General features: G+C 50.0%; 21 protein-coding genes. 2 read left to right on the top strand and 19 right to left on the bottom strand.

Annotation, left to right across the window (positions count from 1 at the left end):
• Positions 1–15: 15 nt before the first annotated feature.
• Complete coding sequence (locus ACFQZE_RS01840) at positions 16–1,389, bottom strand: class I SAM-dependent rRNA methyltransferase (RefSeq protein WP_379353054.1); 1,374 nt, start codon at positions 1,387–1,389, stop codon at positions 16–18.
• A 93-nt stretch (positions 1,390–1,482) separates the two neighbouring features.
• Here ACFQZE_RS01840 and ACFQZE_RS01835 point away from each other — a divergent pair, with 93 nt between their 5' ends.
• On the top strand, positions 1,483–2,463 hold the full coding sequence (locus tag ACFQZE_RS01835; protein ID WP_379353052.1) for a Na/Pi cotransporter family protein: 981 nt from the start codon (positions 1,483–1,485) through the stop codon (positions 2,461–2,463).
• Here the strand turns inward: ACFQZE_RS01835 and ACFQZE_RS01830 are convergent.
• The 17 genes from ACFQZE_RS01830 to gpr all read right to left on the bottom strand — a co-directional run bounded on the left by ACFQZE_RS01830 (position 2,460) and on the right by gpr (position 19,104).
• Positions 2,460–2,891, bottom strand: coding sequence for an NUDIX hydrolase (locus tag ACFQZE_RS01830; protein WP_379353050.1), 432 nt, complete (start codon positions 2,889–2,891; stop codon positions 2,460–2,462). The two genes, ACFQZE_RS01835 and ACFQZE_RS01830, sit on opposite strands and share 4 nt — an antisense overlap.
• Positions 2,892–2,999: 108 nt before the next feature.
• Positions 3,000–4,391, bottom strand: coding sequence for a tRNA (N(6)-L-threonylcarbamoyladenosine(37)-C(2))-methylthiotransferase MtaB (gene mtaB / locus ACFQZE_RS01825; protein ID WP_379353048.1), 1,392 nt, complete (start codon positions 4,389–4,391; stop codon positions 3,000–3,002).
• A gap of 5 nt (positions 4,392–4,396) precedes the next feature.
• Positions 4,397–5,194, bottom strand: coding sequence for an RsmE family RNA methyltransferase (locus ACFQZE_RS01820; protein ID WP_379353046.1), 798 nt, complete (start codon positions 5,192–5,194; stop codon positions 4,397–4,399).
• A 33-nt stretch (positions 5,195–5,227) separates the two neighbouring features.
• Complete coding sequence (locus tag ACFQZE_RS01815) at positions 5,228–5,935, bottom strand: site-2 protease family protein (protein ID WP_379353044.1); 708 nt, start codon at positions 5,933–5,935, stop codon at positions 5,228–5,230.
• A complete protein-coding gene (gene prmA, locus ACFQZE_RS01810; RefSeq protein WP_379353042.1) occupies positions 5,936–6,925 on the bottom strand; it encodes a 50S ribosomal protein L11 methyltransferase in 990 nt (329 codons plus the stop codon).
• A 120-nt stretch (positions 6,926–7,045) separates the two neighbouring features.
• Positions 7,046–7,246: a hypothetical protein gene (locus ACFQZE_RS01805; RefSeq protein ID WP_379353040.1), complete on the bottom strand. Its 201-nt coding sequence runs from the start codon at positions 7,244–7,246 to the stop codon at positions 7,046–7,048.
• 39 nt (positions 7,247–7,285) lie between these two features.
• Positions 7,286–7,459 carry a YfhD family protein gene (locus ACFQZE_RS01800; RefSeq protein ID WP_379353038.1) on the bottom strand — a complete coding sequence of 58 codons (174 nt, stop codon included), beginning with the start codon at positions 7,457–7,459 and terminating at the stop codon, positions 7,286–7,288.
• Between the two features lie 115 nt (positions 7,460–7,574).
• Positions 7,575–8,705, bottom strand: a complete 1,131-nt coding sequence (dnaJ, locus tag ACFQZE_RS01795; protein ID WP_379353036.1) for a molecular chaperone DnaJ — start codon at positions 8,703–8,705, stop codon at positions 7,575–7,577.
• Positions 8,706–8,799: 94 nt separating this feature from the next.
• The gene (gene dnaK / locus ACFQZE_RS01790) at positions 8,800–10,641 is read right to left on the bottom strand and encodes a molecular chaperone DnaK (RefSeq protein ID WP_379353034.1); all 1,842 of its coding nucleotides are present in this window, start codon (positions 10,639–10,641) and stop codon (positions 8,800–8,802) included.
• Between the two features lie 32 nt (positions 10,642–10,673).
• Positions 10,674–11,234 (bottom strand): nucleotide exchange factor GrpE, encoded by a 561-nt coding sequence (gene grpE, locus ACFQZE_RS01785; protein ID WP_379353032.1) that lies wholly within the window; start codon positions 11,232–11,234, stop codon positions 10,674–10,676.
• A gap of 41 nt (positions 11,235–11,275) precedes the next feature.
• A complete protein-coding gene (hrcA, locus tag ACFQZE_RS01780) occupies positions 11,276–12,301 on the bottom strand; it encodes a heat-inducible transcriptional repressor HrcA (RefSeq protein WP_379353030.1) in 1,026 nt (341 codons plus the stop codon).
• 255 nt (positions 12,302–12,556) lie between these two features.
• Complete coding sequence (locus ACFQZE_RS01775; protein ID WP_379353028.1) at positions 12,557–13,027, bottom strand: N-acetyltransferase; 471 nt, start codon at positions 13,025–13,027, stop codon at positions 12,557–12,559.
• A gap of 95 nt (positions 13,028–13,122) precedes the next feature.
• Positions 13,123–14,292, bottom strand: coding sequence for a radical SAM family heme chaperone HemW (hemW, locus tag ACFQZE_RS01770; protein WP_379353026.1), 1,170 nt, complete (start codon positions 14,290–14,292; stop codon positions 13,123–13,125).
• A gap of 65 nt (positions 14,293–14,357) precedes the next feature.
• Positions 14,358–16,175 (bottom strand): translation elongation factor 4, encoded by a 1,818-nt coding sequence (lepA, locus tag ACFQZE_RS01765; RefSeq protein ID WP_379353024.1) that lies wholly within the window; start codon positions 16,173–16,175, stop codon positions 14,358–14,360.
• A 76-nt stretch (positions 16,176–16,251) separates the two neighbouring features.
• Positions 16,252–16,662: a translation initiation factor 2 gene (locus ACFQZE_RS01760; protein WP_379353021.1), complete on the bottom strand. Its 411-nt coding sequence runs from the start codon at positions 16,660–16,662 to the stop codon at positions 16,252–16,254.
• Positions 16,663–16,667: 5 nt separating this feature from the next.
• On the bottom strand, positions 16,668–17,903 hold the full coding sequence (gene spoIIP / locus ACFQZE_RS01755) for a stage II sporulation protein P (protein WP_379353019.1): 1,236 nt from the start codon (positions 17,901–17,903) through the stop codon (positions 16,668–16,670).
• Between the two features lie 196 nt (positions 17,904–18,099).
• Complete coding sequence (gene gpr, locus ACFQZE_RS01750; protein WP_379353017.1) at positions 18,100–19,104, bottom strand: GPR endopeptidase; 1,005 nt, start codon at positions 19,102–19,104, stop codon at positions 18,100–18,102.
• A gap of 218 nt (positions 19,105–19,322) precedes the next feature.
• Here gpr and rpsT point away from each other — a divergent pair, with 218 nt between their 5' ends.
• The gene (gene rpsT / locus ACFQZE_RS01745; RefSeq protein ID WP_379353015.1) at positions 19,323–19,595 is read left to right on the top strand and encodes a 30S ribosomal protein S20; all 273 of its coding nucleotides are present in this window, start codon (positions 19,323–19,325) and stop codon (positions 19,593–19,595) included.
• Between the two features lie 86 nt (positions 19,596–19,681).
• On the opposite strand, the gene holA is transcribed toward rpsT, so the two are convergent.
• Complete coding sequence (gene holA, locus ACFQZE_RS01740; RefSeq protein WP_379353012.1) at positions 19,682–20,725, bottom strand: DNA polymerase III subunit delta; 1,044 nt, start codon at positions 20,723–20,725, stop codon at positions 19,682–19,684.
• Between the last annotated feature and the right edge of the window lie 65 nt (positions 20,726–20,790).

Below are 20,790 nucleotides of genomic sequence, written 5' to 3'. Positions count from 1 at the left end.
TTCATCCCGCATCCGTTATTTTGCGGAGGTTTTGCTTCTCACTTCAAAAATAGCGAATTTTAAATAATGGCTTTCATTAACTCCTAGCAACTGAGGATGATCTTTGCCTGCGGCTCTCCATTCGACTAGCCTCAGCAGCTTGCCGGCATCGTTTGCAGCCTCGTGTATGGTCTCCAAAAACAGATCCGGTCTCATATGGTAAGAGCAGCTCGCCGTAACTAGATAACCGCCCTCGTTAACAAGTTTTAAGCCTTGCAAATTAATATCTTTGTAGCCTCTGCACGCACCTGCAACCGCACCTTTGGTTTTGGCAAACGCGGGTGGATCAAGCACGACAACATCCCACGTTCGGCCGCTTTGATCAAGCTTTTTGGACGTATCGGTTCCTCCGGCTGCCCGCGCTTTTCTTTCATCCAGCCCTTTGACTTGGTCCCTTAAATACTGGAAAGCGTCCGCGACTACAAATTCAACGCGATCCTGGAAACCGTTGCGCTCGACGTTGCGCCTTGCCGTATCGATGGCGTGCTGGGAAACGTCCAGACAGGTCACCCGTTTTGCCCCGTACTTGCAAGCATGGAGCGTAAAGCTGCCCGTATGCGCAAAACATTCCAGCACAGTAGCCCCATCCCAATAAGGGAACGTGACCGCTTTGCCGTTGGCGTTGACGGGTACAAGTCCCGCAGTCGGATCTTCCGGATGAGGAGCAAGCCCAATGCCGCTCCTCGCTCCCCAGCCCTTCATCAGCGGTTCAATAGAAGCGCGGTTTTCGCGCTGGTCAAAAAAGTACCCCGTCTTTTGTCCCTCGACAATATCAACTTCCAGCTTCAGCCCATTCTCCTCAATTTCGATAATTGACGGGCACTGTCCGTATAAAACGCCGGTACGCTCCTCGAGCCCTTCGAGCAGACGTACGCTCACATCGCTCCGCTCATAAATTCCTTTTGGCTGAAAAACGTCGACCAACGCTTCTACCAGTTCCTCCCTGACGACATCCATGCCAAGCGTTAAAATTTGAACGACAAGCACGTCGCCGAAACGGTCGACAATCAATCCCGGCAAGTAGTCTGCTTCGCCATAAACAAGTCTGCAATCAGAATCCGCCACAAAGCGCGTGCGATGCTCCTTGCATTTAGCCAGCTTGTCCGTCAAAAAAGCTTGGTCCATTGCCGCGATCGGGGCATAAGACACAATTCTTACTGTAATTTGCGAGCTTGGATTCCAATATCCTGTCGCCAAATATTTTCCTTGATGGTTGACAACATCGACTAGTCCTCCGGGGACCTGCTCCCCTTCCATCCTGTCGATTTCACTGGCAAACACCCAAGGGTGACCGCCCTCTACTCTTTTTTTACGCGCTTTTTGCAGCACGACCTTCGCTTGTTGACTCACAATTGTTTCGTCCTCTCTATGTACAGCTTGTCATTCCTACTAGGCCGTCCGCATAAAATGAAATACGCCACGTTCAGAAGGAGAGCTTTGTTTATGATTCAAACCATTCTTGTTCCTATGGTGCTCGGATTTGCCGTATTCCTGTGCGGCATGAAGCTGATGGAGCTCGCCCTCCACCGTCTCGCGGGCCCGCATCTGTCCAGAGCGCTTCAAACATCCACAAAAACGCCGTTGCACGGCCTAGCGATAGGCACCGCTACAACGGCGTTTCTTCAAAGCAGCACGGCCGTCACGGTCATTTCCATCGGACTCGTGAATGCCGGGCTGCTTACTTTCCCTCGTACGCTCGGCATCATTTTGGGCACCAATATCGGTACTTGCCTGACAACCGAATTGATTGGGCTCAATATAGATGAATTTGCAATTCCGCTCCTTATCGCATCGACCGCCGCCTGGTTTGTGACCGTAATTGTGGGTGAGCTAGGATGGTTCCCTCGCTTAAGCCAATTAAGCTGGCTGGATACCGTTCGTTCGGCTTCGGTTGCCGTCTGCGGCTTCGGTTTGCTGCTAGCCGGCCTATCCCTTATGCAGTCAATTGGCCCCGCCGTACAAAACAGCGAGCTGTTCGCCTGGTTTCTGGACAAAGCTTCAACCGGCTTATGGTGGGGGCTGGCCGCAGGAGCGGCGCTTACCGCCGCCATCCATAGCAGCGCTGCCGTCATCGGGCTTATCATGGGCTTTGTTACGATTGGCGCGATGCCAATTGAACTCGGAGTTGCGGTTGTGCTCGGCGCCAATATCGGCACATGCGTAACCGCACTGCTTGCGTCTATCGGAGGCTCGCGCGGCGGCAAATATGTCGCCTATGCCCATACGCTATTAAACGTAGGCGGAGCGCTTTTGTTTCTCCCTCTTGTAGGCGAGCTGACTGCCGTCTCCGGCTGGATTTCCCATTCTCCAGCTTCACAAATCGCTCATGCTCAAACTATATTTAATGTCGCCTGCTCTCTGCTTGCATTGCCTCTTTGCTATATGCAAGCGATGCGCAAGATGGATACGGCTGAACTCCTTTAATTGACATTCAGGCCAAGCAAATGAAGCGCACCGGCTACAATACGGTGATTGTTGTCGTACCCGGATTGCTTCTGGCGTCTCCACGCTTCCATCGGCTCAAACCAGTCCACTCCGCGAATTTCTTCGACCTGAGCCTGATGAGTGCCGCCAACAGCCTCAACCAAATAATAATGGACTTCCTTGTTGACGATACCGTAATTGGAATGCTCATATTGATATTTAATTTGGTCGATCGGAGCGACGATAACGCCTTCCAGACCCGTTTCTTCAGCAATTTCGCGAAGCGCGGTCTGTTCTACCGTTTCGCCCGGCTCCATTTTGCCTTTTGGGAGCGATACTTTGCCGTACCGGTCCTGAATGAGCTGAATTTGCAATTGACCTTGCTCATTGTGGCGGAACACGACCCCGCCTGCCGAAATTTCCAACATGACCCTTCCCCCTTGCGACATTTACGCTTTAGTATATGCAGCAAAGGATTCCTTCATCTTTTTACCCGTTTGGCAAAAGGAAAGGAATCCCGCATCATCCGCTATTTCCTACGCTCTGAGAGCTTCCGAACGCTCATAAACAAAGTCGTGGGCCTCCGGCTCATCAGCAGCCGGCATTCTGGAATCCAGCACGCGCAACAGTTTGCCGCGGCACTCGTTTACTCCAGCTTCCGTAACTTTTACACGGCACAGCTGGCCGATCAGCTCTTCCGAGCCGTCAAACACCACTTGCAAATAGTTGTCGGTGTAGCCCATAAGCAGGCCTTGTCCAGGCGCGCCCTTGTAATCCCGCTCTGGAATAACGTCGAGTACGGTGCCGACATATTGCTCGGCGTATTGCAGCTGCATTTTTTCAGACAGGTCAATCAGCTTATGAACACGCTCGTTTTTGACTTCCTCGTCCACTTGCTCGTCCATACGGGCTGCGGGAGTGCCCGTCCGCTTGGAATAAGGGAACACATGCATTTCCGCAAATCCAAGCTCCTCCATAAAGCGGTAGCCGGCCTCAAACATTTCTTCCGTCTCGCCCGGAAAACCGACGATCACGTCCGTCGTAATGGCTACGCCGGGCATCGCCTCATGCAGCCTTTTAATTTTGGCCGCAAACTCTTCCGTCGTATATTTTCTGCGCATGCGCTTAAGGACAGAATTTTCTCCCGCTTGCAGCGGAATATGAAGATGACGGCACATTTTGCTGGAACGGTTAAGCACTTCGATCATCGCATCGTCGATTTGGCTCGCCTCAATCGAGCTGATCCGGATGCGCTCAAGCCCTTCCACCTTATCCAAATCCCACAGCAAACTCGTCAAATTGTAATTTTCCATGTCATCGCCATAGCCGCCTGTATGAATGCCGGTAAGGACGATTTCCTTATATCCTGCCGCAACAAGCGATTTCGCCTGCTCCAGCACGCTTTGAGGCTCGCGGCTGCGCGACAGCCCTCTGGACCATGGAATGATGCAGAAGGTGCAAAAGTTGTTGCAGCCCTCTTGAATTTTCAAGAAAGCGCGGGTTCTCTCCGCAAAATCCGGCACGTCCAGCTCTTCGAAGCTGCGTGTTTTCATAATATTGCGCACCGCGTTGACCGGCTGACGGTTTTCCCCGATTTGGTTCACAAACGACATAATTTTTTCGCGATCTTGCGTACCGATGACAAGGTCGACGCCTTCGATAGCCATAATTTCGGCTGGCGACGTCTGCGCGTAGCAGCCTGTTACCGCAATGATTGCGTCCGGGTTTCTTCTAACGGCGCGGCGAATAATTTGGCGGCTTTTTTTGTCGCCTGTATTCGTTACCGTACAAGTATTAATTAAATAAACATCGGCGGTCGATTCAAAATCGACCTGTTCGTATCCTTCATTTTTGAACAGCTGCCAAATCGCTTCCGTGTCGTAGAAGTTTACTTTGCAGCCCAGCGTATAAAATGCGACTGTTGGCATGAGGTTTACGATCCTCCCATTTCTCCAGATTCATATAAAAGACAGGTTAGTCCGACCAGCCCTGCCGTTTCCGTTCTTAAAATGCGTTTGCCAAGGCCGACTAAAACCGCCCCGGCTTCTTCCGCTTCCTGCGCTTCGCGCTCCGTAAAGCCGCCCTCCGACCCGACGATAAGCAAAATGTTTGCCTCGCCCGGCTTCAGGTTAATCCCGCTTTGCGGCTCAGAGGAGCTTCTCCACTGTCGAACCGCATCCGCTATGCCTCGCCCATGAGCCCTATCGCCTTCCCGCTCATAGCAAAACAAAACGAGATCGTAGCGTTTCATAGAAGCGAGCAGTTGACGCCAGCTTTGTACAGCATCAATTGATGGAATGCGGTGGCGATGCGCCTGCTCAGCGGCTTCTTTTGCAATTTTGCTCCAGCGCTCGATCCGCTTCGCTTCTTTTTTTCCGTCGTATTGCACAATCATTCTTTCCGACTGAAACGGGACAAATGCGGCCGCGCCGATTTCCGTTCCCTTCTGAATGACCAGCTCCATCTTGTCGCCCTTCGGCAAGCTTTGCGCGATCGTCACCGACCACGCTGGCTCGCTTTCCGGCTCAAGCTGCTTCTCCACCTCTGCGCGAATTTGCTGAGACGATACTTCCGTCACAACCGCCAGCACCGTACGGCTGACCCCGTCGCTTGCGATAAGTCGGTCGTCCGGCTTCATTCGCATGACGCGCGCAGCATGGTGGGCGTCTTCACCTGTTATCGTTACAACGCCGTCTTTAATCGCTTCCGGCGCCACAAAATATCGCTGCATAATCTCAAATTCCATCCTTCATCATAACATTTTTTAGAGGTAGAAATCCATTTCAACTTTGTTCCATGGCAGCGGTGAAAAAATGGAGTTGAATAATCGAATAAGGCCGTTGAAGATAGGACTTCCAAGGCCTAGAATCGGATCCAACGTAACGGCCCGAAGCGGCGGAATAAAGACAAACAGCAAAAAAACAATAAGAGCCCAGTGCATGTTCTGCTCGATTTTATACCGTGTTTTGAGCGGCAGCAGTTCTGCAATAATCCGGTAGCCGTCCAGCGGCGGCAGTGGAATCAAGTTAAAAATAAACAGCAAAATGTTTATGCTGATCAAATACCAGAAAAAAGTGATCAGCGCCATATAAACGCCTTCGGAACCTCCGTACAGCAGCCCCGTCTCGTGTAAAATATAAAAAAGAAGCATACCAATTACAGCCATAAGCAAATTGCTTAATGGACCAACCGCCGACACTACGATGCTCATCAAACGACGGTGCTTGAACCGGCTCGGATTAACCGGAACCGGCTTCGCCCATCCAAACCCGGCAACGAGCAGCAAAATAGAGCCGAACAAATCCAAATGCACCATCGGATTAAGCGTTACTCTACCTGCTTTATAAGCTGTATCGTCCCCAAATTTATAGGCGCTGTAAGCATGCGCAAATTCGTGCACGGTAAATACGATCATCAACACGATGACGATAAAGGGCAAGTCCTCCAGCGGAAACCACAAAAATCTCTCCATCTAGCCCTCCTGCGGCTTTTTCGCCACAAATGCAATCCAATCCGCGTCGCGGCGTTTCTCAATGATTTCGAAGCCGGAAGCGAGAAGTCCGCGCTCTACATCTTCTTCTTTGTTTTTGTAAATGCCGGAGGCAATGTAAGTACCGCCAGGCTTAAGCGACTCAAACACATCGTCGATAAAGAGCAAAATAATTTCCGCCAAAATGTTGGCGACTACCAAATCCACCGGTACGGAAACACGGAGCTTCACCCCATTCGAAGAGGAAGCTTCCTCCTCACGCAGCACGCCGAGCAAATCGCTTAGACGAACCTCGATATCGTCGGATAGTCCGTTAAGCCGCACGTTTTCCGTTGCGCTGGACACCGCTATGGGGTCAAGGTCAAGCGCAAGTACGCTTTTTGCCCCAAGCTTGCAAGCGCCAATCGCGAGTATGCCGGAGCCTGTACCGACATCAATCACTTCTTCGCCGCCTTGAATAACGAATTCCAAAGTTTGAAGGCATAGCGCCGTTGTCGGATGCGTTCCCGTTCCAAAAGCCATGCCGGGGTCCAGCTCCAGGATGCGCTCTCCCGGTTTCGGCTCGTATTGTTCCCAAGTCGGCTTAATAGTCAACGTTTCGGTTACTTGAATAGGTTTGAAATATTGCTTCCAAGCGTTCGCCCAGTCCTCGTCGTCCACAACGGCTGCGGAATAAGCCACTTCACCCGGATCAATATCAAATTGCTTCAGCTCTTCGACACGCGGCTTCAATTGTTCCATCAGCGTCTCTATTTCAGTTCCTTCCGGAAAATAACCTTTAATAACGGCTTGCCCCTCCGGAATATCGTTAAGCGGCAGCTCATACCATTGTCCAAGCGATGTATCGCGCGGCTTGTTTAGTGTACCGGACTCCTCGATGGATACTCCGCCTGCTCCCATTTCGTGCAGAAAATTAGAGATCATTTCTTGCGCTTCTTCCGTCGTTGCTATCGTCAGTTCATACCATTTCATATGTAATGCCTCCCAAAATAAAAAATGCCTATCCTCTATTGTACACCAAGTAGTGTACTCAGCACAAAAAAATAGCGCAAAAGCCCGGTAGACTTTTGCGCCGTTTTATTATTTTTGTTCCTAACGATCCGATACGGTTCCGCCCGCTTGCCCAATGACCCGTTTCGCGCGATCCGCAACGGCTTCGTCAACCGTTACGGACAACGATCCGTTTTCACTGGAAGACGAAACGTCAACCGCTCGGAGCGCCTGAAGCTTAAGAAGAGCTTCAGAGGCATGCTGCCCGCTTGAAAAAGCGGCTTGAATTTCTATGGTGGACATGATCGTCTACTCTCCTTCAACTACTGCAGACCGGCTAAATTAGGCCTGATTGCCTTCAGCACGCTCATCCGCTTCATTTGCACGCTGCTGTGCTTTGCGATCGGCGTCGTCGGCCAGCTCCTCCGAAAATTCCACATCTTCATTTTTTCCAATCGGAAGCTGCGCAAAATTTATTTTGTCCAAGCTGTTTTCATCGTTTTTGTCAAAAGACATCTGGATCATCCTCCGGTCTCATAGTGTCATCCTTACATGCACCAAGATAGATTGTGCAAGTTTTCCGGAATTATTCCATTAGACACTGGGATGAATAAGAAAAAAACGTCCCGGGCTATTCGCCGCGGAACGCTCTTTTCATACGTCCAAAAATCGATTCATGATGTTCGGACTGCTCATTCGCCGACTCACCGGCCAAACCGCCGAACTCGCGCAGCAGCTCTTTTTGCTCATCCGTCAAGTTAGTAGGCGTCACAATCGTCACTTTCACATGCTGATCGCCCGTTCCATATCCTCTGAGCTTAGGCACGCCTTTCCCTTTGAGCCTGAAATAAGTTCCCGTCTGCGTTCCGGCAGGAATTTTCAGCTTCACTTTTTCCGTAAGCGTAGGAATTTCCACTTCATCGCCGAGTGCCGCCTGAACGAAAGTAAGTGGTACCTCGCAATAAATGTCATCCCCTTCGCGCTCGAAAAACTCATGGGATTTCACGCGAAGCACAATGTACAAATCGCCCGCAGGACCGCCACGCAGGCCGCCTTCCCCTTCGCCGGTCATACGGATTTGAGCTCCGTCATCGACGCCAGCCGGGATATTGACTTTAATTTTACGCTGCTTTTTCACTTTTCCAGCGCCATGGCAAGTTCCGCATTTCTCGCGAATGATGCGGCCTGTGCCGCTGCAAGTAGAACAAGCTCTACGGTTAACCATTCGGCCAAACGGAGTGTTTTGCACCACTTCCTGCTGTCCGCTGCCGCGGCATGTAGAACAGGTTTCCGGCTTCGTTCCCGGCTTCGCCCCGGTGCTGAAGCAAGTATCGCAAGATTCCGTTCTCGGAATCGTAATTTCCGCTTCTTTGCCGAACACGGCTTCTTTAAATTCAATGTTCATCGTATATTGAAGATCGTTGCCGCGCTGCGGTGCGTTTGGATCTTTGCGGCCGCCAGCGCCGCCAAAAAACATATCAAAAATGTCGCCAAAGCCGCCGAAATCGGCGCCACCTGCTCCGCCGCCCATGCCTTGATTCGGATCGACATGGCCAAAACGGTCGTATGTCGAACGTTTACCGTCGTCGCTAAGCACGTCGTATGCTTCTTTTACTTCCTTAAACTTGGTTTCGGCATCCGCTTCTTTGTTGACGTCCGGATGGTATTGGCGCGCCAGCTTGCGGTACGACTTTTTAATGTCGTCCCCAGATGCGTCCTTGCCGATTCCAAGCACCTCATAATAATCACGTTTATTAGCCAACCGATTCTCACCCCGCAATTAATTGCTTCCCATTTACGCACGAAAGGAGGTCAAAGAGAAGACAAGCTCCTCTCTGACCTCTCGCCAGTTGTCCTTACTTCTTGTCGTCGACAACTTCGTAATCGGCGTCAACTACATTATCTTTGCCTCTTGCGCTGCCCGCTTCGCCTTCCGGTGCTGCTCCTGCGGCACCAGCATCCCCAGAAGCCTGCTCGTAAAGCTTCACGGAAAGCTCTTGAACGATAGCCGTTAGCTCTTCAACCGCGGCATTAATTTGCTCTACGTCCTCAGTAGCGAGCGCAGCCGTTACTTTTTCCTTCGCCGCATTCGCTTTTTCGATTTCGGAAGCATCTACTTTGTCTCCGAGGTCTTTAAGCGTTTTTTCTGTGGAGTAGACTAGCTGATCGGCTGTGTTTTTCGCTTCAACCAGCTCTTTGCGCTTGCGGTCTTCCTCTGCATGAAGCTCAGCGTCCTTCATCATTTGCTCGATTTCAGAGTCGCTCAAGCCGCTAGAGGAAGTGATCGTAATTTTTTGGCTTTTGCCCGTTCCTTTATCCAGAGCGTTAACGTTAACGATACCGTTGGCGTCGATATCGAAGGTCACTTCGATTTGCGGAACGCCGCGCGGAGCTGGAGGAATGTCGCTAAGCGTAAAGCGGCCAAGTGTTTTGTTGCCTGCCGCCATGGAACGCTCGCCTTGAAGAACGTGAATTTCAACGCCCGGCTGGTTGTCCGCATAAGTGGAGAACACTTGCGATTTGCTTGTCGGAATTGTCGTATTGCGGTCGATCATTTTTGTAAATACGCCGCCTGCTGTCTCAATGCCCAGAGATAGCGGAGTAACGTCGAGCAAAACAACATCTTTCACGTCGCCTGTCAATACGCCCGCTTGAACGGCTGCGCCTAGCGCAACAACCTCGTCCGGGTTAACGCCTTTGTGCGGATCTTTGCCGATCAGCTTTTTAACTGCGTCTTGAACGGCAGGAATACGAGTCGAACCGCCGACAAGAACGACTTTGTCGATGTCGCTAGGCGTCATGCCCGCATCGGTAAGCGCTTGGCGAGTAGGGCCGAGCGTGCGCTCTACAAGCGCAGCGGAAAGCTCTTCGAACTTCGCGCGAGTAAGGGTAGTCTCCAAATGCTGAGGAACCCCGTCAACCATTGTAATAAACGGCAATGAGATAGTGGAAGTCATTACGCCGGAAAGCTCTTTTTTCGCTTTTTCAGCTGCGTCCTTCAAACGTTGTACTGCCGCTTTGTCTTTCGAAAGGTCGATGCCTTGCTCTTTCTTGAACTCGGAAGCGAGATAGTCGATTACGACTTGGTCAAAATCGTCGCCGCCCAGTTTGTTGTCGCCGCTAGTCGCTTTAACTTCGAAGAAGCCGTCGCCCAGCTCCAGGATGGATACGTCGAACGTACCGCCGCCTAGGTCGTATACAAGAATCGTTTGGTCTTCTGTTTTCTCAAGACCGTAAGCAAGCGCAGCAGCCGTTGGCTCGTTCACGATACGAAGCACTTCAAGACCGGCAATTTTGCCTGCATCTTTAGTCGCTTGACGCTGGCTGTCATTGAAATATGCTGGAACTGTAATAACCGCTTGCGTTACCGTTTGGCCCAAATAAGCTTCCGCATCGGATTTCAACTTCTGCAAAATGATTGCGGAAATTTCTTGCGGCGAATATTCTTTGTCGTCGATTTTTTCTTTATGGTTAGTGCCGATATGGCGCTTGATTGAGCTGATTGTGCGATCCGGGTTCGTGATGGCTTGGCGCTTGGCCGTTTCGCCTACGACGCGCTCTCCGTCTTTTTTGAAGCCTACAACGGAAGGAGTTGTGCGGTTGCCTTCCGGGTTAGGGATAACGACGGCTTCCCCGCCCTCCATAACGGCTACGCAAGAGTTTGTTGTTCCTAAGTCAATACCGATTACTTTACTCATAGCTAAATTTCCTCCTTAAATAGTTGTGACCGTTAACCGCTAACCTTAACCATTGCGGGACGGATAACTCTGTCTTTTAGCATATAGCCCTTTTGAATTTCCTCAACGACGATGCCTTCTTCATGCTCTTCCGATTCCACTTGCATAATGGCCTGATGATATTCAGGATTGAATGGCTGCCCAACCGCATTCATCGGCTTCAGCCCTTCTTGCTCCAAAGTGCCCGCAAGCTGACGGAGGATCATGTCTACGCCTTTAGCTAGCGAATCATAGTCGCTATTGCTGGAAGACGCTGCGATCGCCCGTTCAAAATTATCGACAATCGGGAGCAGTTGCCCGATCAATTTCATGGATGCGTATTGCCCCAGCTCTTCCTTTTCTTTCGTCGTACGGCGGCGGAAATTGTCAAAGTCCGCTTGTGCCCTTAAATATCGCTGCTGGTTTTCTTCCGCAACTTTGGCAAGCTCCTCATAACGGGAGTCCGCGATAGCCGACTGCTCGTCATGATCAACTGTCTGCTCGCCTGCAGCTTCAACCGCTTCATCTACTACTGTATCCACCGAATCCAAATGTGGTTCCTTAGCACTCACCATATCACCTCCTTAAAAATTGGCTTCCGCGTTTGGAAGCTTTGCTACTTATACCATCGGCTTAACAACGTGCCCATATTATTGGATATCAGATCAAGCAAGCTAATCACTTTGCCGTATTCCATCCGGGTAGGACCCAAAATGCCAATCGTGCCGAGCGGTTTTCCTTCAAGCGAATAAGTAGCCGTAATCAAACTGCAATCGCTAATGGCCTTGTGGTCATTTTCCGTCCCGATTCGTACTTGTATTCCTTCGGGCAAGGAAGAGAACATTTTCATAATGGTAGGAGTTTCTTCCAGCAGATCAAGAATCGTTTTTACTTTATCGACATCCTTGAATTCAGGCTGAGTGAGCATATTGGTCGCTCCGCTCATAAATACCCGCTGCTCTTCGTCGCTTTGCAAAGCGCCGTCCAAAACTTTGATCAACTCTTCATAATGGTCGACATGGCGTTCCAGCTCTTGGCCAACCTCGGAATAAAGTTTTGCCTTCAGTCGAACGAGCGGCACGCCTACCAGCTTTGTATTTAGGATGTTCACCACTTTTTGCATTTCGTCCATATTCAATTCGGGTGGCACTGTAATGACCCGATTTTCAACATGGCCTGTGTTGGTCACAATAATTGCAACAGCCGAAGTCGCGTTAAGTGGAACGAGTCCAAAATGTTTCAGCGAAGTGTTAAACTGCTCAGGACCGAGCAAAATCGACGTGTAGTTGGTCAGACTGGACAAAATGGTTGCCGCATGCTGGATGACCTGTTCCTTCTGGTTCATCTTGTCGGTTACAAAAGAACGCACGATGCCAAGATCCTCATCGCCAACCTGTTTTAACTGAACCAAGTGGTCGACATAATAGCGGTAGCCTCTTGTAGACGGGACGCGTCCTGCCGACGTATGGGGCTGCTCCAAAAACCCGAGCTCTTCCAAATCGGCCATCTCGTTGCGAATCGTCGCCGGACTGAAGCCGACATCTCCGCGTTTTGAAATGCTGCGTGATCCAACCGGTTCGGCAAAACGAATATAATCGTCTACTATGGCATTCAAAATCATACGTTGTCGATCCGTCAACATTTCAAGTCCCTCCCTCAAGATAAGCCATGCTGCCTTGCCTTCCACTTCGTTAGCACTCAACTCTAATGAGTGCTAATCACTAATACAAAAATACCAAAACCGCTTTGCCATTGTCAAGTCGATACAACGTTTTGATCGAACATTTTCACGCCTATTTTTAAGTAAGAACGTCTTCGCCAAAAAGTGCACCAAAAAAAGGATAACCAAAAAGAAAACGCCTTGCGTGAAGCCGCAGCTCCCGCAAGACGCATAGGATCAATCCAATATTCGAAGCACGGCAATTTCATCGCAAGCATTTTGTTTAGGGCAATTGACGCAATCTTTCCAAACTTTCTCGGGAAAAATTTCTTTGTCGACCACTTGAAACCCGTTTCTTTCAAAAAAGGATACGGCATAAGTGAGCGCCATTACTTTGGTCAAGCCTTGCGCCTTCGCTTGCTCAAGCAGGCAGTCGACCAGCTTGCTGCCGATGCCAAGTCCTTTATACCCTTCGGTCATGCCTAGCGACCGTATTTCCACCAGGCTGTCTCCAAGCTTTGTCAGGGCGCCGCAGCCGACTACTTCGCTTCCGATCTCGGCCACTACAAATGTATCGATAAGATATACGAGCGCTTCGCGCGAGCGAGGCAGCATAACGCCTTTTTCGGCATATCCTTTAATCAGTTCATACAACATGTCCACATCGTCCGAAGTCGCTTTTCTGCACAACACTTCTACTGCTTGCATAACTGCCTCCACCCCCGCAAATTGCTGTATTTTTATTCATATGCTTTTGAATATGAATAAATATACATCGGAATGAATTTGTTTTCAAGCGTTATTTATCCCTCTCCGCCAAGAAAAGTTCCAAATACTTCGTTGCCAAGCAATACCCCGCGTTCGCTCAGACGATAAATCGTATCTCCAGCCCGCTCCGTCCGCTCGATCAGCCCACTTTCCAGCAGCTTGTTTATTTCTGCTCCAAACGTACCTTCCAGCGTATGGCCGGGAAATTGCTTTACAAATCGCGATGCCGGAACGCCTTCCAGCAGACGCAGCCCGACCATCATAAGGTCCTCCATCGCTTCCCGCTCCGGAATGTCATGGGACTCCAGACGAGGCAGCCGCTCCTTATTCGCATCAATGTATGGCTGAACGCCTTTAATATTGACGTGGCGCACCCGGCCTGCATAACCATGGGCGCCTGCTCCGAGTCCATAATAAGGCTCATTGCGCCAGTAGGTGGAATTGTGACGGCTTTCAAAGCCTTCTTTTGCAAAATTGCTGATTTCATAATGACGGTAGCCGTTTTCCTTCAGCCGCTTCATTAATAGAAGAAACATATTAAATTCGTCCTCTTCCGGCGGCAACGGCAGCTCGTTGCGTTCGTACAGCTTATGGAACAGCGTATTTTCTTCCACCTTAAGGCTATAAAGCGAATAATGGGGTAGTCCAAGCGCCATCGCCTTTTCGACGCTGTCCGAAAGATGCTCCAGCGTCTGCCCCGGCAAACCGAACATTAAATCGATAGACAAGTTGTCAAAACCGACTTTGCGTGCGTTTTCCAAACTGCTGTACACGTCGTCGACATTATGAATACGGCCGATTCGCTCCAGCAAGCCATTGTCAAACGACTGTACGCCAAAGCTGATTCGATTGACGCCACCGGCCCGCATCGCCGCAAGCTTGTCGATATCCGTCGTGCCTGGATTCGCCTCCATCGTAAATTCCGCATTATCCGCAATGGGGAAATGACGAAATACGGAGCTGAGAAAACGCTCCATCTGCGGCGGCGTAAGCACTGTGGGCGTCCCCCCGCCAACAAATACCGTTTCAATTGTATCTGGCGGAATGACGGCCACCGTCCGTTTCATTTCTTCCTCTAGCGCATCCAAATATTGATCGACCGGCTGCCCCTTCAGCACATAGGACGTAAAATCGCAATAATGGCATTTGTTTGTGCAAAACGGGATGTGTATATAAAGCGCCTTAGGCGATTGTATAATAGCCATTGTTTCTACTCCTTCCGTTACAAAAAATGAAGGAGAGCGCAGCTCTCCCCCATTCTCATTTCCGTTTAATCTTCGTCGATTTTCAGAACCGCCATAAACGCTTCTTGCGGCACCTCGACGCTGCCTACTTGCTTCATCCGCTTTTTGCCTTCTTTTTGCTTCTCCAAAAGCTTCCGCTTCCGGCTAATATCGCCGCCGTAACATTTCGCAAGAACGTTTTTGCGCATCGCCTTAACGGTTTCGCGAGCGATAACCTTTGTTCCGATTGAAGCTTGAACCGGCACCTCAAACATTTGGCGAGGAATCAGTTCCTTCATCTTTTCGCAAATGATGCGGCCGCGCTGGTAAGCACGGTCACGGTGAACGATGACGGACAAGGCGTCAACTTGCTCTCCGTTCAGCATAATGTCCATCTTCACAAGATTGGACTGACGGTAACCGGACAGCTCGTAGTCGAACGAAGCGTATCCCTTCGTTCTTGATTTCAACTGATCAAAGAAATCGTATACGATTTCGGACAACGGCATCTCGTATGTCAACGTTACACGGTTCGTGTCCAAATACTCCATGTTAATAAACTCGCCGCGTTTGCCTTGGCAAAGCTCCATAATCGTGCCGACAAAGTCGTTTGGCACAATAACCTTCGCTTTTACATAAGGCTCCTCTACGTAGTCGAGTCGGCCGGACTCCGGGTAGTTAGACGGATTGTCGATATTAAGCTGCTCGCCATTTGTTAAAGTAACCTTGTAAATTACGCTTGGAGCCGTTGTAATGAGCGGAATATTAAATTCACGTTCAATACGCTCCTGAATAATTTCCATGTGCAGCAATCCAAGGAAGCCGCAACGGAATCCAAATCCGAGAGCAGTCGACGATTCCGGCTCATAACGCAAGGAAGCGTCGTTAAGCTCCAGCTTCTCAAGCGCTTCGCGCAAATCGTTGTAATCTTGAGTTTCAATCGGATATAGACCGCAATAAACCATTGGATTAATCCGGCGGTAGCCCGGCAAAGGCACAGGAGCAGGACGTTTGGCATCCGTTACCGTATCGCCGACGCGTGTATCCTTCACATTTTTGATGCCGGCTACAACAAATCCAACATCGCCTACGGCCAACTCGTCCACAATCGACATCCGCGGCTTGAACGCTCCGACTTCGATTACCTCAAACTCGGCTCCCGTCGCCATAAAGCGGATTTTTTTGCCGGCACGGATGTTGCCGTCAATTACGCGAACATATACGATTACGCCTTTGTAAGCATCATAATGCGAATCAAAAATAAGAGCTTTAAGCGGCTGATCGGGATCACCCGTCGGCGCAGGCACTTTGGAGACAACTTGCTCCAAAATTTCCTTAATGCCGATACCCGCCTTAGCGGATGCATGTACCGCTTCGCTGGCGTCAAGGCCAATTACGTCTTCGATTTCTTGTTTAACCCGATCCGGCTCCGCGCTTGGCAAGTCAATCTTGTTAATAACGGGAAGAACCTCAAGGTTGTTGTCGAGCGCCAAGTAGACGTTTGCTAACGTTTGGGCTTCGATGCCTTGAGCCGCATCCACCACAAGAAGAGCGCCTTCGCAAGCTGCCATGCTTCGCGAGACTTCGTATGTAAAGTCGACATGGCCTGGAGTGTCAATCAAATTGAGCAAATACTCCTCGCCATCGTCGGCTTTGTAAGATAAACGAACGGCTTGAAGCTTAATTGTAATTCCGCGCTCACGCTCCAAATCCATTTGGTCCAGTACTTGAGCTTGCATCTCTCTGGAACTTAAAGCTCCGGTATACTCCAAAATCCGATCCGCAAGTGTCGACTTTCCATGGTCGATATGAGCAATAATGGAAAAATTTCTAATTTTCTTTTGCCGGTCACGAACGTCTGTCATGCCAAACCCCCACACTTCCAATAATCAATCATTCTTCCTATTATATCAGTTTGTCGGAATGACAGCAATGAAGGGTTTAGTTCATCCAGCCGTCAAACAGGGAGACGACAAAGCGGATTCCCGTGTTGGAGGCGGACTCCAGCAAGCCGGAAGTGGAATCTGCAAGCTTGTTGACCGCTGCTTCTTCCTCCGCAAAAGGCACCCCCGGCAAACGCGGATGTTCTGTCTCGCTTATTTGTTCATCGCTGTACGCCAGCTTGCGAATATCAGCCAGCTCCCTTTCAAGCTCGGCAATCCGCTTTTCTGTATCGGACTGCTTCTCCGGTGCGCCGGCTCCCTCTAGACCGTCTACGCTCTGCGAGCCTTCCCCCCCCTCGATCGGGCCGTATATTCTTTCAATGCCGGTAGACGTCATCTCCATCCCGAACAAAACAAGAAAAGTGATTGCGCCGCCAATCGCCAGCCATTTCCATGGATTTCTCCGCATTGCCGTTACTCCTCCCCGGACACCTTCTCCGCGTCCCAATATATCGATGAAATGACTTCCGCAAGCGCATCTGCCGTTCTATATGACTCTTCCAGCGTATTCTCAACCCCGCCGACTTCAACTAATACACTTTCTGAAGCGAGAGACTGGTTATATTCGGCATTGCCCGTATTTGCAGTTTTCCCCCAGATGCCCCTAGAAATACCGGGATACTTTTTTTCCAACGCCTCATGAATTTTGGTTGCAAACTCTTCGTTTTTCTTCCAATTCGGATTTCGGTGCCCTATTATAAAATAAACCTGCGCATAGCTTGTCCCGTCGATGTCGACCGTCGTATATTTCCGCTTCTGCGAATCGCGGTGAATATCGAAGAAAAACTTCAAATCTTCGCTGCTGGCCAGAGCTTCCATCACCGTTTTTTTCGAATACTTATAGCTGAGCTCCCATTTGTAACCCTTCACCGTTGCAGCATAGTCGGTATCGGAATGCAAAGCGCCGACCCCTTTTTCCTCCAGCTTGTCCGCTAGACGTTTTCCGACAAGCGTGATGTTTTTGGTGCCCGAGGTTGGATCCTTTTTTGAATTTTCGATTTCAGGGTACCAGGACTCGCGGCTATGCGAATGATAGATAAATGCCACTTTTGTTTTTCCCGTATCGGGCTTGCCGTTTGACTCGCCGTCTTGCTCCGTATTTTCTGAAGGACTTGGCTGCGGCTTCGTTCCTTCTGACCCGTTGTCGTCATTTGGCGGCATCTCTACTCCGTCATTTTCGTGCGGACCCTCGACAGGCTCAGCGATCGGAAAATGATCCTGCGGCCCAACGTTTGTATCTGTCGCTATTCCTTTTCGAATCAGAAAAGAATCTTGGCCCATGCCGGGAAGCTCCCCTGCAAGCAGGGCGCTAGGATTGCTCGGGTTGATGCTCGTCAGCGTTCGCATTAGAAACGTGCCGATCTCGCTGCTCGTAAACGAATCGGACTCCAGACCGCTTTGGAACGCCGGCATTTCCATCTCCATCATATTTCCAAACGCTCCGCTTGAAACGGATGCGGCAAATCCTTTCATGGAATGAATCGGCGACTGGGAAGACTGCTGATGTATCATGCCCGCGATGCCCAAAACCATAAAAAAGAGCATTGAACTTAAGGAAAGCATAGAAAATGCTCTTCCCGATACAAGCGCTTCCCTGATCTTTTCACTTTGTTTCCAGTCACTCCACCATAAAGGCAATCGTTTCATCATTTTTATAACCTCCCGTTTCACGCAAAGCGTCGTTGTGCCGCTCAAACTACTACCAATCTATGAAGGCAAACGGTTTAATAGAACCGATAAACTAGAATTGCCCTGCGATAGAGAAAATAGTTTACTAGAAACGGGCCTGACACGAACGAAAAAAGCCCAAGGCTGCTTTAAGCCCTGAGCTTTTTCTTTCTTCTACTTAATGCGTATAAGCTGCCACGTTATCGGTGTCAACGGCCTCGTGAAGCGAAGCGTTAAGGCCGCTCGCAATAATATTCGCGATATCTTCGATAAATTCGTCCACTTCCTTAGGAGTGACAAGCAGATCATGCCCAATGGGACTAAGCACTTCCCTAACAAGCTGCAGCCGGTCATTTTCCCCCATTTGGTTCAGCAGCCCGAATATTTGATTGGTATCCCCGTTTTGCGCCTCTAGATGGTTTTTCATCATCTCAAACGCATTGCTTACGATCGTGGAGGCATACACAACTGTAGGAACGCCAATGGCAAGTACGGGAACTCCCAAAATGTCGCGTGTCAGCCCTTTGCGCTTATTGCCGATGCCCGAGCCGGGATGAATGCCGGTATCCGCAATTTGAATGGTTGTGTTGACCCGCTCAAGCGCCTTGGAAGCCAGTGCGTCAATTGCAATGACGAGGTCGGGCTTGGAACGATCGACTATGCCTTGTACGATTTCGCTGGATTCAATGCCGGTTATGCCGAGCACTCCCGGCGCCACAGCGCTGACGGGACGATAGCCCGGCGCTACCTGATCCGGCATTAACTCGAAGAAATGGCGAGTTACCATTACATTTTCAACCACAAGCGGTCCAAGAGCATCTGGCGTGACATTCCAGTTGCCTAGTCCAACAATTAGAACCCTAGCCGATTTCGAAATGTTCAGCCGCTCCAAAAAAGCTTCAAAGTGTTTGGCGAATGCAGTCGCCACCCGATCCTGAAGCGTGGTGTCCCCTTCTCTCAGCCCCGGAACTTCTATCGTGACATATTGCCCAATCACTTTGCCTATGGCGTTTGATCCCTGTTCATTTTGCACATGCAATACGGTAACTTTAATTCCGTCCTCTTCCGTCGTCTCCGAGTGTACCCCAGGGATGGGTCCTCCTCCCGGCCGCTCCGCCAGCTCTTTGGCCTCCAAAGCCAAATCCGTCCTTACATCGTACTTTTGCAAATCAAGGTCTTCCATCTCAGCCGTAAACTCCCTTCGCGGTATAGTCTTTCGTTATTGTTTGCAGCTTCCGCCATTTCATACGGTTAGGAATTACGCTTTCACTGCTTTCAAAGGAGGGGCAACATGCAGCCGCTATTGCTTTTTGGGCAGCCGCATGATAATATATTTTAAGTTGTGTTAGCTTTACCTTACAGAAATAGAATGATGCTCAAACTTTGTAGGAGGTGAATTCCATGCCAAACATTAAATCCGCTATCAAGCGCGTGAAAACAAACGAAAAGCGCCGCGCTTTGAACGCTTCCCAAAAATCCGCACTTCGCACGGCTGTTAAATCTGCTGACCAAGCAATCGCAGGTACTGATGTAGAAGTAGCAAAAGCTGCTCTGATCGTAGCTACGAAAAAATTGGACAAGGCAGTAACTAAAGGCCTGATTCATAAAAATGCAGCTGCCCGCAAAAAATCTCGTCTTGCAAAACGTCTGAACGCTTTGTCCGCACAGGCGTAAGACAACATACATGACTGAAAAAGCTTCGTTCATCCATCTTGGAGAACGAAGCTTTTTTTCGTTATGTGTATGTTTTTTGCTGCCAATCACAAAGTATGGCTAACTTTATTATCCGATCCCATCGACAACAAATAAAGCTCGAGCCCAAGTGCTTTGTCAATCGCTCCCGTTTTCATCGCGTAATCCAGTTCAGCAAGCGAGCTTAGCCATTTGCCCAGCTTGGAAGGAGTAAACTTCTTCCCCTTTTCAGCCGCGAGTTTAACAGCATAGGGATGAAGCCCAAGCTGTCCCGCCATTTGCTGAGGAGAGTAGTGGTGATGCTCCAGTTCTTTTATTTGCAGCATGATTCTGATTTGCCTTGCGATAAGAGCCGCAATTTTAATCGGCTCCTCGCGCCGAAGGAGCAGCTGACGATACAGCAGAAGCGCTTTGTCGATCCGCAGTTCCGCAATGGCATCGATCAAGACGAACACGTCCTCCTCCACCGTTGCGGCCGTCAGCATTGAAGCTTGCTCCGCATCGATCACTCCGCCGTCCCCCGCATGAAGACAAAGCTTGTCCACTTCCTGAGCTAGCTGCCCCATATTCACGCCTACTCTGGCGATCAGCAAGTCCGCTGCACCATCCGTCAACTGCCTTCCTTGCTCCGCCGCACGCTTGATCATCCACCTTTTCAGCTCTGGGGTATCCAGCTCTGGGAAAGGGATGATGGAGTTGCGGTCTTTAAGCGTCTTGACTAGCTTGCGCCGCTCATCCAGCTTATCGGCGTTTACCGCGACGACGATAACAGATGTTTCAAGCGGATTTTCAATGTAACGAAGCATAGTGTCCGGACGATGCTCCAGTTTGGCATTGTCTTTGCCTGCGGCGAATACGGTGGCGTCCCTGACAAGCACCAACTTTCGGTCAAGAAAAAACGGCGGCGATTCCGCTTCTAATACAACCTCGTCTATCGTTGTCTCTGATGTATCGAATTTTGTAACGCCCATCTCTCTTTCATCAGCCGAAAACATCGCATCCCGAAGAAATTCGATAAACTGTTTGATTCGATACCGGTCTTTGCCGAATAAAACGTAAATCGGCCTAAACTTGCCCGCTTTTATTTCTTTTAACGCTTCTCTCGCGTCCATATACCAGCCCCCCGCCATTCATGGTTCCAACCGTTACTAATGGGATACAGTGAACGTCAACAAAG

Source organism: Paenibacillus sp. GCM10027627 (genome assembly GCF_042675505.1).
GTDB lineage: Bacteria > Bacillota > Bacilli > Paenibacillales > Paenibacillaceae > Pristimantibacillus.
Note: the sequence above shows the minus strand (reverse complement) of the source record. Positions and strands in the feature narration are given on the sequence as shown.